Genomic DNA, 13,551 nt, shown 5'->3' with positions numbered 1-13,551 from the left:
ATGAGCTTCTTAGGTAAGTTAAGTGTAGATGCTATCCCGTACGATCCAATCGTACAGGTAACAGTGTTAATGATGATTTTAGGTGGTATTGCAGTATTTGCCGGTATCACTTATTTCAAAAAATGGGGCTACTTGTGGAACGAATGGTTCACATCTGTAGACCATAAAAAAATTGGTATTATGTACCTTATCGTTTCTGTGATCATGTTATTACGTGGTTTCGCGGATGCGATTATGATGCGTCTTCAATTGTTCCTTGCAAAAGGTGGCGGCGAAGGCTATCTGCACCCTGAACACTACGACCAGATTTTCACCGCACACGGTGTAATCATGATTTTCTTCGTAGCGATGGGTCTTGTAGTGGGTATGATGAACATTTCTGTTCCACTACAAATTGGTGCGCGTGACGTAGCATTCCCATTATTAAACTCTTTAAGCTTCTGGTTATTCGCTGGTGCTGCTGGTTTGATGATGGTTTCTCTTGCGCTTGGTGAGTTTGCTGCAACTGGTTGGATGGCTTACCCTCCTCTTTCAGGTATCGAATACTCTCCTGGTGTTGGTGTTGACTACTATATCTGGGCACTTCAGATCTCTGGTCTTGGAACACTTCTTACTGGTGTTAACTTCTTCGTTACCATCATTAAAATGCGTGCTCCTGGCATGGGTCTTATGGATATGCCGATCTTTACGTGGACATCTTTATGTTGTGCAGTATTGATCATCGCATCATTCCCAGTGTTGACTGCAACAATTGCAATGTTAACGCTTGACCGTTATTTCGGTTTCCACTTCTTTACAAATGACATGGGTGGTAGCCCAATGTTGTATGTAAACTTGATTTGGACATGGGGTCACCCAGAAGTTTATATCTTGATCCTACCTGCATTCGGTCTATTCTCTGAGATTACTTCTGTATTCTCTCGTAAGACATTGTTTGGTTACAAATCAATGGTATATGCAACGATCGCGATTACAGTTCTTGCATTCGTAGTATGGTTACACCACTTCTTTACAATGGGTTCAGGTGCCAACGTTAACGCGTTCTTCGGTATCATGACCATGATTATTGCGATTCCTACAGGTGTGAAAATCTTCTCTTGGTTATTCACAATGTATAAGGGTCGTATTACCTTCACATCACCAATGTACTGGACAGTTGGCTTCTTAGTGACTTTCGGCATCGGTGGTTTGACTGGTGTACTTATGGCGGTTCCACCTGCGGACTTCCTTGTACACAACTCACTATTCTTAATCGCTCACTTCCATAACGTAATTATTGGTGGTGTTGTATTTGGTATGTTTGCTGGTATTACTTTCTACTGGCCGAAAATGTTCGGTTGGCAGTTAAGTGAATTCTGGGGCAAAGCATGCTTCTGGTTCTGGTTCTTCGGTTTCTACTTCGCGTTCATGCCATTGTATATCCTAGGTTTCATGGGTATGACTCGTCGTCTAAACTCGTATGACAACCCAGACTGGGATCCATATGTTGGTATCGCATTATTCGGTGCTGTATTAATCGCAATTGGTATTGCTTGTTTCATCATGCAAATCATTGTTGGTTTCTTACAACGCGAACAAACTCGTGACGTTACAGGCGATCCATGGGATGCACGTACGCTTGAATGGGCGACTTCATCTCCAGCTCCATTCTATAACTTTGCAGTACTGCCTCAAGCGAACGGTATCGACCGCTTCTGGACTGACAAAGAAAATGGTGTAGCTTACGCACGTCCTGCTAAATATGAAGATGTTCATATGCCAACTAACCGTGCTGCGGGTGTACTTATTGCACTGATCATCACTGTTATGGGCTTTGCACTTATCTGGCACATTTGGTGGTTAGCGATTGTTTCTTTCGTTTCTGCAATCATTGGCTTTATCTGGAGCTCATTCACGAAGAAAGTGGATTACTATGTTCCAGCTGCTGAAGTAGAACGTATTGAAAACGAACGTTATGCGTTACTCGAAAAACACTTGAAGAAGGACTAAGGATATGGCTGAAGTACTTCATCACGAAAACCACGAGCATGATGAACATCATCACGATGATACAGACATCACGGTCTTTGGTTTTTGGACTTACTTGATGAGTGACTTGATTTTATTCGGTACACTCTTCATCGCGTTCGCTGTATTAAGCAGTCATATTCCACCTGGCACTCCAAGTGCAAAGGATCTTTTTGCAGATTCTTTAGGTTTCGTTTTAACTGAAACTTTCGCACTTTTGATTTCATCAGTGACATTTGGTTTTGCGGTACTTGCTTCTTACAAGAAAAATGTTGGTCAAGTTCTAGCTTGGTTAGCAGTTACATTTGTATTCGGTGCAATCTTCATCGGCATGGAACTTTATGAATTTAATCATTTAGTTCATGCTGGTCATGGACCAAGCGTTAGTGCGTTCTTATCTGCGTTCTTTACTTTAGTCGGTACGCACGGTATTCACGTAACTTCTGGTTTGGTATGGATGATCGTGTTGATGATTCAAATCAAAAAATATGGTTTGACTACAATCAATACTCGTCGTCTTGCTTGCCTAAGCTTGTTCTGGCACTTCCTTGACATCGTATGGATCTGCGTATTCAGCGTAGTGTACTTAATGGGAGTATTATAATGAGTCATGATCATAATGCTGCTGGTGCATCACACGGTAACGTAAAGCAATACACAATCGGTTTTGTACTTTCTGTTTTATTGACTGTAGTTCCATTCTACATGGCAATGAATACTGATAGCTTCAGCCGTGGTGCAATTATTGCTGTTATCGGTATTACAGCTGTTGCTCAGGTACTTGTACAATTAGTTTACTTCTTGCACATGAACTCATCTTCAGAGCAACGTTGGAACGTGATTGCATTTATCTATACAATTCTAACTATTGCTGTTCTTTTAGTTGGTTCTGTATGGATCATGAACTACTTACATTCAAACATGATGATCTAAACTGATTGTCATGTTTAAAAAGTACTTATTCCTGACTAAGCCAGGAATTCTCTTTGGTAACTTTGTTACCACTTTGGGTGGCTACTTTGTAGCTACCCAAGGTTCAGTAGATTTCCTTCTCCTGCTTCTTACCCTCATTGGCACTACCCTCGTAGTTGCATCTGGATGTGTGGTTAATAACGTTATTGATCAAGACATCGACCAAAAAATGCAGCGCACTCAAAATCGTGCGTTAGTTAAGAAAACCATTTCTGTTCAAATTGCATTAGCTTTTGCTTTGCTGTTAGGCATACTCGGTTTTGGTATTTTATGGTTTTGGGTAAATGCGTACGCTTTTTTATTCGCAGTTATTGGTTTTGTCGTATATGTTGGTTTTTACAGCTTATGGACAAAACGAACAACGATCCACCAAACTGTGGTCGGTAGTATTTCTGGTGCAGTCCCCCCTGTCATTGGATATACAGCGGTCGCGAATCAATTCGATTTAGGTGCGCTACTCATTTTCTTGGGTTATGCATTTTGGCAAATGCCTCACTCATGGGGAATTGCAATTTATCGTTTTGATGATTATAAAAATGCAGGTATTCCGATTCTTCCTGTTGCGCGCTCGATTGTTCGCACCAAGATCGAATCGCTGATTTACATTGTGCTATTTGCAATCTCAATGAACGCTTTATTTGTATTTGGCTATGCAAATTGGCTTTATTGTATAATTCTCAATGTATTGACTGTTTATTGGCTATATTTAAATATCATTGGATTTAAAGCTGAAAATGATCAATTATGGGCAAAGAAATATTTTTTATTCTCTGTTCTCCTAATTACGATTATTAGTATTTGCTTTAGTTTTACTGCTACTGCACCAATAAACAACCTTGTCATTTTTTAAAAGATAGAGAAGCCTCTATCTTTTTTTTATCTTCGGTTTCAGCAGTCTATAAATATCTATACTCAACACTAACTTCAAATACTTTCTAAAAGTAAGTTAATTTTCAAAATTGAATAGTCCAATTTATTTTCTTCGTCGTTATATTTTGCTTTATTTTTCTTGTAATCCCCTGCCGACATCCTTACAATACAGCTTCGCATTTTTTGCGACACATTAAGTTTTTTTGAAACCAATAAAATTTATTTGTGACTCCTTGCTTCTAACAAATGCGTTAGGGGCTGCATAAAACCGTAAGGAGCTGACAATGCGTCACTACGAAATCGTAATTCTGGTACATCCAGACCAAAGCGATCAAGTGGTAGGTATGGTAGAACGCTATATCTCTCACATTAAAGATGCTGAAGGTCAAATTCACCGTCTTGAAGATTGGGGCCGTCGCCAATTGGCTTACCCAATTAACAAAATTCACAAAGCGCACTACATTTTAATGAACGTTGAATGTAACCAAACTACGCTTAATGAATTAGAAGAATTATTCCGTTACAACGATGCTATTCTTCGTAACGTTATTATTCGTCGTGAAAACGCAATCACTGAAGAGTCTTTATTGGCTAAGAGTGCTGAAGAAAAACGTGCGCGTAAAGCTCAACGTGAAGAAGCACAACAAGCTCAAGACTCTGCTGAAGCATAAGGAGAACATCAATGGCACGTTTCTACCGTCGTCGTAAGTTCTGCCGCTTTACAGCTGAGAACGTTACATATATCGACTATAAAGATATCGATACTTTAAAACAGTACATCACTGAAAACGGCAAGATTGTTCCTAGCCGTATTACAGGTACTAAAGCTCGTTACCAACGTCAATTAGCTCTTGCTATCAAACAAGCTCGCTACTTAGCGTTGATTCCTTACACTGACAATCATAAGTGAGGTTGAGCTGTGGATATTATCTTATTACAACGCATTAAGAACCTTGGCAAATTAGGTGATAAAGTTTCAGTTAAAGCTGGTTACGGCCGCAACTACTTAATCCCTCAAGGTAAAGCAGTTGCTGCTACTGAAGCTAACACTGCTGCATTTGAAGCTCGTCGTGCTGAACTTGAGAAGCAAGAAGCTGAAGTACTAGCTGCTGCTCAAGCACGTGCTGACCAATTGAACGAAGTAAATATCGTAATCACTGCGAAAGCTGGTGACGAAGGTAAACTATTTGGTTCTATCGGTACTCGTGACATCGCTGACGCGTTGACAAATGCTGGTCTTGAAGTTGACCGTGCTGAAGTTCGTTTACCGAACGGTGCACTTCGTCACACTGGCGAATTCAACATCGCAATCCAATTGCACCATGATGTTGTTGCTGAAGTTCTCGTTACTATCGTATCTGAGTAATTTTATGCAAAGAAAAAGAGCATGCATCTGCATGCTCTTTTTTTTATCCCTAATAATTATAAAATTTTATTTAGCAAGCTGAAATTTGGACTTAGTTTTTCATTTGTTATCGATATTATTTGTTGCACTGTCTTGATTGTGCATTTTGCATTAAGATAAGTCTCCCCTATTCATTTTCGTAATTATTGTAAATCAAGGTTTTATATGTCTCAGGCGACTGCCAAAAAAAATACGAATAACACTGAGTTAGATTTGCTAAAGAGCGAATCTTCAGCACTCAAAGAGTTTCGTACGCCTCCGCACAATCTTGCTATTGAACAGGCTGTTCTTGCCGCACTCATGACAGTAGCTGAGTCATTCGAACAGGTCAGCGATATATTAACCGAGAATGATTTTTACGCGACTCGACATAAATATATTTTTAGAGCAATTGAAAAACTTTCTAAAGAAAGTTCACCTTATGATGCCGTATTGGTCAATGATTGGTTAATCAAACAGAACCTGCTTGATGCGATTGGTGGTGAAGAATATTTAATGCAATTGATGGCGGATTCTCCATCAAGCTTTTATAACCTTGAAACTTATGCCAATAAAATACGTGAATTTGCAACTTTGAGAAATATGATCAAAGTTGGTAATGAAATTCTACAAAATGCGTATGACACGAAAGGTCGAGAAGTCAGTGAAATTTTAGATTTAGCTGAGACCAGTATCTTTTCTTTGGCTGAACAACACAATAACAATGCTAAAGCTCAAGGACCAAAAGCAATAAATACCGTTGTCGCAGATGTATTCGATAAACTCAACGAATTATCACAACTTGATGGAAATATTACAGGTCTGACCACAGGGTTTGTAGAACTTGATAATAAAACATCAGGTATGCAAGCTGGAGATATGATCGTCGTTGCTGCCCGTCCATCTATGGGTAAAACAACTTTCGCAATGAATTTAGTCGAAAGTGTGCTATTCAATTGCAACCTTCCTGCACTCGTATTCTCCATGGAGATGCCTGCTGACTCTATTGCCATGCGTTTAATTTCCTCGTTTGGTAAAGTGCATCAAGGACATTTGCGATCTGGCAAATTAGATGGCGAAGAATGGAACAAGGTCACGGGAACGATTCTTCAACTGCAAGAAAAACATCTTTATATTGATGATTCATCTGCCCTACCACCGACTGAAATGCGCGCACGTGCAAGACGTATCGCCAAACAACACGGTGGTAAACTTGGTTGCATCATGGTCGATTACCTGCAGTTAATGAAAGTACCAGGTATGGGTGATAACCGTGTGGGTGAAATTGGTGAAATTTCTCGAAGCTTGAAAGCACTGGCGAAAGAGATGCATTGCCCTGTGATTGCACTTTCGCAGCTTAACCGCTCACTCGAAAACCGTCCAAATAAACGTCCTGTAATGTCAGACTTACGTGAATCTGGAGCAATTGAGCAGGATGCCGATTTGATCATGTTCATTTATCGTGATGAGGTATATAACAAAGAGTCTAAAGAAGCAGGAACTGCCGAAATCATTATCGGTAAACAACGTAATGGTCCAATTGGTACTGTTCGACTCGCTTTTGAAGGTCAATATACGCGTTTCAGTAACCTATCACCTGAATATTATGCGCAAAACCAAGAAGAAGAGTAATGTTGCTTTGATCAATTCGTAGTTGAGAACGCACGAATTGATCTGACCACAATTATCTTTTTTCAGTTTAAAAGATTTAACCTTTCCACATGCCTCTAGGAGTAAATTAGAGTGCGCCAAGCAACGGTTTGTATTGACACACACGCATTGCAATACAATTTAAATCGCGTGAAACAACTTGCACCAAACTCTAAAGTTGTAAGTATGGTGAAGGCAAATGCTTATGGTCATGGCGTTTCAGACTGTTTAGCCGCATTGAACCAGTCTGATGCTTTTGGCGTTGCATGTTTAGAAGAAGCACTTGAAATACGTCAATCAGGTTTTAAACAATCTATCACATTAATTGAAGGTGTTTTTTCTGAAGATGAAATGCAAATTGCGATTGACCAACATATTGAAGTAATCGTTCATCATCCTCAACAACTGCAGTGGTTGTTGCAAGTTAAAGATGCTTATATCGCCAGAAATCTAAAAGTATGGGTTAAATTAAATAGCGGAATGAACCGTTTAGGCTTCAAAATTGATGTAATCAAATCGATTATTCATCAATTAAAAAATGAAGGTTTTACCTGTGTACTTGCAATGCATTTTGCTAATGCAGATGTTGATCACCCTTTAAATGAACAACAAATATCTCAATTTCTTGAAGTAAAACAAGATTGTGCACCAATTTTAGCTTCATGTTGTAATTCAGCGGCAATTTATAAATACCCTGAATTGCATTTTGACTATGTTCGTCCTGGTATTATGCTGTACGGCGCAACGCCATTTGCAGATCGTGACGTCCACGCTCTAGATTTAAAACCTGTCATGACATTTAGTGCTGAGATTATTGCACTTAACGCCATTCAATCAGGTGAAGCTGTAGGTTATGGCTCAACCTTTGTTGCACAGCGACCTATGCAATTAGCAATTGTCTCGATCGGATATGGTGATGGGTATCCAAGAGCTTTTATTCGTGAGAATTCGGTTTCACTAGATGGTCAATTAACCCCAGTGATTGGCAGAGTTGCCATGGATATGATTGCCATAGATGTCACTGATCTCAACGCGAAAATTGGTGATCCAGTAGAATTATGGGGTAAACATCGTTTAGTGGATGATGTTGCTGAAGCGAATGGTACGATTGGTTATGAGTTGTTATGTCGATTAAGCCAACGTCCGAAGCGTCTCAAAATGTAATGAGCAAATTAAATCAACGTAATGCTAAACAGCATTACGTTGTAGTTCATTAAAATCCGTATCCTGAGCGCGTGTCAAAAATCGAATTAAATAATCAGCTTGATCTTGTGTAAACTGTGTAGGCGTAAATTGACTAAATCCCATATCTATTAAAGCCTGCTTCACTGGACTTTGTCGTCCCACAAACTTCATAGACCATTCTTGAAATTGTTTTTTTTCAATATTTTTTCGCTGGAATAGGCGAATTTGATGATGGCGTTTATCCTTGTGAAGCTTTTGCAACAATATATCTAGTGTGGCTCCATCACCCTCTAGACATTGAAAATAGTGCCCATCTGCATAATAAAGTGCTCCAGAAATTTGATGCTCAAAATTGAAATGACGGGCTTCATTCAAGATTTCACGAACATCAATCAATAAGCGACTTGCATCTGCAGTCGACACACTCGCATAACTGAACTGTTGCATTGCTTCCCCTAATTTTTATAGTAATGATTTAATATTCAATGCAACTCAATTTAATCTAAACTCAATCATAAAGCAAAATTATTGCCAATAGTCTTCTGTTGGCCGTGGCAAACCGTTCAATCCCTGACGCAAAGTATCTGACCAAAGTTTACTAATTGATGAGAAATATGGATCATCATCATGAATACGTTTAGACAATGGGATCGCAAAACTATCTTTTTTATAAATACATGCATCCAGTGGCAAGCCCACAGAAACATTAGATCTGAGGGTTGAATCAAATGAAATCAAACCGCATCTTAATGCTTCATCTAACTCAGTATTGTAATTTAATGCACGATCTAAAATTGGTTTACCGTATTTACTTTCCCCAATCTGAAAAAAGGGCGTATCTGACGTCGCATTGATAAAATTACCCTGAGGATAAATATTATATAACTGAATATCCTCCCCTTGAATTTGACCAGAAAGTAAAATCGTACAGTGATAATTACTTTGCTCTAGTTGATCAGTAGTCACATCCATAATGACACGCTTTAAAGTATGACCAACCAAGTCAGCCATCTCGAACATGCTATTCACACTATACAAATTAGGTTCGTGTTTTAAATCTAGCTGATTCTGCAAATGTCCTATAACGGCTTGTGTCGTTGCCAAATTACCCGCAGTTTGTATACTGATAAAACGCTCACCCTCAACACCGAAAAGATAGAGTTTACGAAATACAGAGATATGATCTACACCTGCATTTGTTCGCGTGTCACTGATACAAATTAAGCCATCACGTAAACGCATAGCACAACAATAGGTCATTGAAATCTCTCTTCTTAATTTTGTTCTAACACGGTAATACCTGAACGATGGTCGTCATACTCTCCACGCCACCAGCTTCTCGCACGCCTCTGATAGGTGCAACATCCCAATAATCACGCCCTAATGCAATATAAATGTGTGAACTTGGCGTATAGAGCTGATTGCTAACATCAAATGTATACCAAACTCCATCTATATAAGCTTCAGCCCAAGCATGGCTCGCCAAATGACTCATTTCTGGAACGTAAAGATATCCAGAAACATAACGCGCAGGAATATTTAACTCTCTACACATACCTACAAATACATGAGTATGATCCTGACATACCCCTTGTTGATGATGGAATGCATCTATTGCCGTAGTATTCACTTGAGTAGAATCTGAAATATATGGCATATGCTCAAGCAATGCAGAACTTAAATGTTTTAATTCATCACGAGTCTTTTTACTCACATGCTGAGCTGCAAAAGCTTTCATTTCAACATCACATTGAGTCGCTGGGGTAATTTGTAGAAAAATACCGACTGGCACTTCTGACTCAATAGCTTGTTCTGAAACTGTATCGATTTCAATAATGCCCTGCGCCATAATACTTAAATTTTGATATGCATAGCGTTGAGTCGAAGTGATCCAAATATTATTAAAGGCATCTATTGCTTCGACCTTATGACCAGGAATACTCACTGACCAAGCATCTACTTTTTGGTGAGCATTACTTTGAGGACACATTCGTATATATTGGATACTATTTTTTGCTGTTTCCGTATATTGATAATGGGTTTGATGATTAATCATCAATTTCATGCATCCACCTCAAATAAACATTGCACCTGATCATTCAATTGGTAAAAGCTATTAGCATTTGGATGCTCTAAAAGATGTTGCCAAGCCTCATCTAAACTGTCCCATCCTTTAGATTTCAACAGTTCAATCACAACACTTAAAGAATTGATTGTAGAATTAACATCCTGATTCAATCTTATTTCACGATCAAGATTTTCGAAATATTGTCCTAGACTAAAAAACAGAAAAATGTCTTCATTTTCAGCTTCTAGAATATCGCTACACTCATCAACAACAGTACAAATTAATCCTGCATTTTGTGTCGCTGTATCCACCATCTGTTGTAATTCTGAATAAGCCTGAACTGACAATACACCACGTAAATCTTGAATATTATTTTTCACACATTCAAATTGTTGAAAAAAAGAAGCAGGCTGATCATTACTCAGAATCAGCTCATTGAGCGAACACGCATTAAAAGCAGGTAAGCAAAAAGCATGGGCATACTGCAATGCTTGAACATCATCTTGAAATGGAAACTGACCACATAAATGTTGAATACGAGATAAATAACGGCCAACCCAGTAAATATTTTGCGCATTGCTGTTTAATATAATCATGACAAGCTCCTGGTTGTATATTTATGAATGTAGCGGATCTATAACCCACGTATCTTTAATGCCACCACCCTGTGATGAATTTACAACTAATGACCCTTCTTGCATCGCAACTCGGGTTAAACCTCCCGGCACGATTTCTGTACGATACGGTGAACTTAAAATAAACGGTCTTAAATCAATATGGCGTTCAGCGATGCCGAATTCAGTTAAAGTGGGAGCGACTGAAAGCGCTAAAGTTGGTTGTGCAATGTAAGCATGCGGCTGTGCAATTAACTTTAATCTAAATTGTTCAATTTCTTGTTCGGTCGCTTTAGGGCCAATTAACATGCCATAACCGCCTGAACCTTGCGCCTCTTTAACCACTAACTTTTCTAAATTACAAAGTACATAATCGAGTTCTTCACGTTCACGACATTGGTAAGTCGGTACGTTATTTAAAATTGGCTTCTGGTTTAGATAGTAATCAATCATTTTATCGACATAAGGATAGATTGATTTGTCATCTGCTACCCCCGTGCCAGGTGCATTTGCAATCACGACATTGTGTTGTAAGTATGCAGACATTAGGCCAGGTACACCTAATGTACTGTCTGGCATAAAACACAATGGATCAAGAAATCCAACATCTAGGCGTCGGTAAATTACATCGACTTGTTTTTTACCCCAAACGGTTTTGGCATAGACCTTAGCATTTTCAACAAATAAATCCTGACCTGTAACTAGAGGAACATCCATCTCACGTGCGAGGAAGCAATGCTCATAATATGCACTGTTATATCGACCCGGTGTAAGCACCACGATAAATGGATTATCTACTTCAGCATTTTCCTCGAGTATTTGTCTTAAAAGTTGTGGGTATTGCTCTACACCTTGTAAATTTGATGACTTACAAAGTTCGGGCATCATTTTTTCACTAATTTTTCGACTTTCCAACATATAAGACACGCCTGATGGTGTTCTTAAATTGTCTTCTAATACAAAGAAGTCACCTTGCTGATCACGAATAATATCGATTCCGCTAATTTGACTATAAACTTTACCTTTCAATGAATGTTTATACATCAATGGTTGGTATGCCTCATGATTGAGCACTTGCAGCTCAGGCACTAAACCATCTTTTAAAATCGCCTGATTATGGTAAATATCATCTAAAAAAAAGTTCAATGCTTGCACTCTTTGTGCACAGCCTTGCTCTATTTTGTGCCATTGTTGTTTGGCAATTACACGTGGAATTAAGTCATAAGGAATAATACGATCTGTACCCTCAGCATCACCATAGACTGTAAATGTAATGCCCTGATAGAGGAAATGTTCCTTCGCTTGATGATTTAATGATTTCAGCTCATCCAAGCTTCTTTCACATAACCAATTTTCGATTTTGCTAGATGCCTCTAAGCCAATCGTTTTATCATCTAAAAGTTCATTATAAAATTCAGATTTAAGTTGATCGAACAAGTACGCAGTGCTGTTTTGTTTAACTTCGATCTGCTTAGATTTTTCAAAAGCTTCGACGGTATGATCAGCCTTAAAATTTGCGAGAATTGAAGTGGTATCTTTTTCCTCTTTTAGCATACATACCTCTTAATTGTTATCAATTGTAAACAAAATTAAGCAATTTCAATGCCAAAAATTTACCTATTCATCTATTAATGCCCCATTTTTGAAGCATTCACAACGAAAAATGGCCTAAAGATGTATCGAAATATAGTCAATAGCTTCACTTTCCATGCTTGCTTATCTCTTAAAGATTTTTTATTGTGTGTTTGAAAAATATTTTCTCTTTATTCATTAGTTGATTATGTCCTCTCAAGAAAAAGAAACATCGAATAGCTTATATCGACAGTGGCAAATTCTTTCACGCTTAACCACTGGTAAATGGATGGGTACACGAGAGTTGCAAGAGACCCTGCAAAGAGAAGGTATTGAAATCAGTTTAAGAACCATTCAACGTGATTTAAATCAAATTTCTCAAAGATTTCCTATTGAGAGTAATAAAACTGTACCACAAGGTTGGCGTTGGCGATCAGATGCCCCTATTCAAAGCTTGCCGCATATGACCAGCTCTCAAGCGGTCACCTTTATGATGGTTGAAGAACATTTGAAGCATTTGCTTCCACCAAGTTTAATTGAGGAGATGAACCCTTGGTTCGAGCTTGCAAAACGCAGCTTATCTACACAAAACAATGTACGTCAATGGATTAACCGTGTCCGTATTGTTCCAGCAAGCCAGCCCTTGATCCCTCCTGTTGTAGAGAAACATGCGCAGCAAGCCATTTATGAAGGTCTATTGCAAGATAAACAGATCGAATGCATATATCGTGCGCGTGGACCTGAAAGTGAAGAACGTAGTTATACCTTAAACCCGCTTGCATTGGTTCAAAAGGGTTCAATCATTTATTTGATTTGTACTCGACATGACAAATCAGAAGTTCAAACCTTTGCTTTACATCGTTTTAAATCTGCAAAAGTTCTAGAGCAACGCGCCTTACACCCTGTTGACTTTGATATTGATGCTTACATTGAATCTGGTGCGCTCGGCTTCAGAGTTGATTTCAATAAACCCACTGAGCTCGTTCAACTCGAACTCTTTATGAATAAAGCTGATGCACTTTACTTTTCCGAAAGCCAACTCAGTAAAGATCAATCCATCACACAAGTATCTGATGATCTCTTTAAAGTGGTGGCTAATGTGCCCTTTACTTCACAATTGGTTTGGTGGCTCAGAAGCTTCGGCAAAAAAATCATTCGTATTGAACCGCTCGATGTATTTAACGCCGTTCATGAAATTGAAAATTAAAAAAGAGCCAAATTGGCTCTGA

The 13,551-nt window shown here is 38.7% G+C and carries 15 protein-coding genes; 10 read left to right on the top strand and 5 right to left on the bottom strand.

The annotated features are described in order from the left end of the window. The 9 genes from cyoB to alr all read left to right on the top strand — a co-directional run bounded on the left by cyoB (nt 1) and on the right by alr (nt 8,047). A complete protein-coding gene (gene cyoB / locus AC1M9D_RS02035) occupies nt 1–1,989 on the top strand; it encodes a cytochrome o ubiquinol oxidase subunit I (protein WP_481611397.1) in 1,989 nt (662 codons plus the stop codon). Between the two features lie 4 nt (nt 1,990–1,993). Further along, nucleotides 1,994–2,611, top strand: coding sequence for a cytochrome o ubiquinol oxidase subunit III (gene cyoC / locus AC1M9D_RS02030; protein WP_035267060.1), 618 nt, complete (start codon nt 1,994–1,996; stop codon nt 2,609–2,611). Further along, nucleotides 2,608–2,940 (top strand): cytochrome o ubiquinol oxidase subunit IV, encoded by a 333-nt coding sequence (gene cyoD, locus AC1M9D_RS02025; protein WP_171076771.1) that lies wholly within the window; start codon nt 2,608–2,610, stop codon nt 2,938–2,940. Before cyoC ends, cyoD begins: the two co-directional genes overlap by 4 nt. A 10-nt stretch (nt 2,941–2,950) precedes the next feature. After that, complete coding sequence (gene cyoE, locus AC1M9D_RS02020) at nt 2,951–3,829, top strand: heme o synthase (RefSeq protein ID WP_481611396.1); 879 nt, start codon at nt 2,951–2,953, stop codon at nt 3,827–3,829. A gap of 304 nt (nt 3,830–4,133) precedes the next feature. Beyond that, nucleotides 4,134–4,520: a 30S ribosomal protein S6 gene (rpsF, locus tag AC1M9D_RS02015; protein WP_035267614.1), complete on the top strand. Its 387-nt coding sequence runs from the start codon at nt 4,134–4,136 to the stop codon at nt 4,518–4,520. Between the two features lie 11 nt (nt 4,521–4,531). After that, a complete protein-coding gene (gene rpsR, locus AC1M9D_RS02010) occupies nt 4,532–4,759 on the top strand; it encodes a 30S ribosomal protein S18 (protein WP_004719336.1) in 228 nt (75 codons plus the stop codon). A gap of 9 nt (nt 4,760–4,768) precedes the next feature. Next, on the top strand, nt 4,769–5,215 hold the full coding sequence (rplI, locus tag AC1M9D_RS02005) for a 50S ribosomal protein L9 (RefSeq protein WP_035267617.1): 447 nt from the start codon (nt 4,769–4,771) through the stop codon (nt 5,213–5,215). Between the two features lie 204 nt (nt 5,216–5,419). Continuing rightward, on the top strand, nt 5,420–6,865 hold the full coding sequence (gene dnaB, locus AC1M9D_RS02000) for a replicative DNA helicase (RefSeq protein ID WP_035267619.1): 1,446 nt from the start codon (nt 5,420–5,422) through the stop codon (nt 6,863–6,865). A 111-nt stretch (nt 6,866–6,976) separates the two neighbouring features. Then, complete coding sequence (alr, locus tag AC1M9D_RS01995) at nt 6,977–8,047, top strand: alanine racemase (protein ID WP_481611395.1); 1,071 nt, start codon at nt 6,977–6,979, stop codon at nt 8,045–8,047. Nucleotides 8,048–8,071: 24 nt separating this feature from the next. Here alr and AC1M9D_RS01990 read toward each other — a convergent pair whose 3' ends face one another. From AC1M9D_RS01990 to AC1M9D_RS01970, 5 genes are all read right to left on the bottom strand, one after another. Then, nucleotides 8,072–8,515, bottom strand: coding sequence for a BLUF domain-containing protein (locus tag AC1M9D_RS01990; protein ID WP_481611394.1), 444 nt, complete (start codon nt 8,513–8,515; stop codon nt 8,072–8,074). A gap of 78 nt (nt 8,516–8,593) precedes the next feature. Then, nucleotides 8,594–9,328 carry a proteasome-type protease gene (locus AC1M9D_RS01985; RefSeq protein ID WP_481611393.1) on the bottom strand — a complete coding sequence of 245 codons (735 nt, stop codon included), beginning with the start codon at nt 9,326–9,328 and terminating at the stop codon, nt 8,594–8,596. Nucleotides 9,329–9,353: 25 nt separating this feature from the next. Beyond that, nucleotides 9,354–10,133 carry a transglutaminase family protein gene (locus AC1M9D_RS01980; protein ID WP_481611392.1) on the bottom strand — a complete coding sequence of 260 codons (780 nt, stop codon included), beginning with the start codon at nt 10,131–10,133 and terminating at the stop codon, nt 9,354–9,356. After that, on the bottom strand, nt 10,130–10,732 hold the full coding sequence (locus AC1M9D_RS01975) for a hypothetical protein (RefSeq protein ID WP_481611391.1): 603 nt from the start codon (nt 10,730–10,732) through the stop codon (nt 10,130–10,132). The genes AC1M9D_RS01980 and AC1M9D_RS01975 overlap by 4 nt, the downstream gene beginning before the upstream one ends. Nucleotides 10,733–10,753: 21 nt before the next feature. Beyond that, complete coding sequence (locus tag AC1M9D_RS01970) at nt 10,754–12,304, bottom strand: circularly permuted type 2 ATP-grasp protein (RefSeq protein ID WP_481611390.1); 1,551 nt, start codon at nt 12,302–12,304, stop codon at nt 10,754–10,756. 226 nt (nt 12,305–12,530) lie between these two features. Here AC1M9D_RS01970 and AC1M9D_RS01965 point away from each other — a divergent pair, with 226 nt between their 5' ends. Further along, nucleotides 12,531–13,529, top strand: coding sequence for a helix-turn-helix transcriptional regulator (locus AC1M9D_RS01965; protein ID WP_035267629.1), 999 nt, complete (start codon nt 12,531–12,533; stop codon nt 13,527–13,529). Nucleotides 13,530–13,551 lie beyond the last annotated feature (22 nt).

Source organism: Acinetobacter sp. ANC_7682, assembly GCF_056779795.1.
The sequence above is the reverse complement of the archived record's forward strand: the minus strand, read 5'-3'. Positions and strand labels throughout refer to the sequence as shown.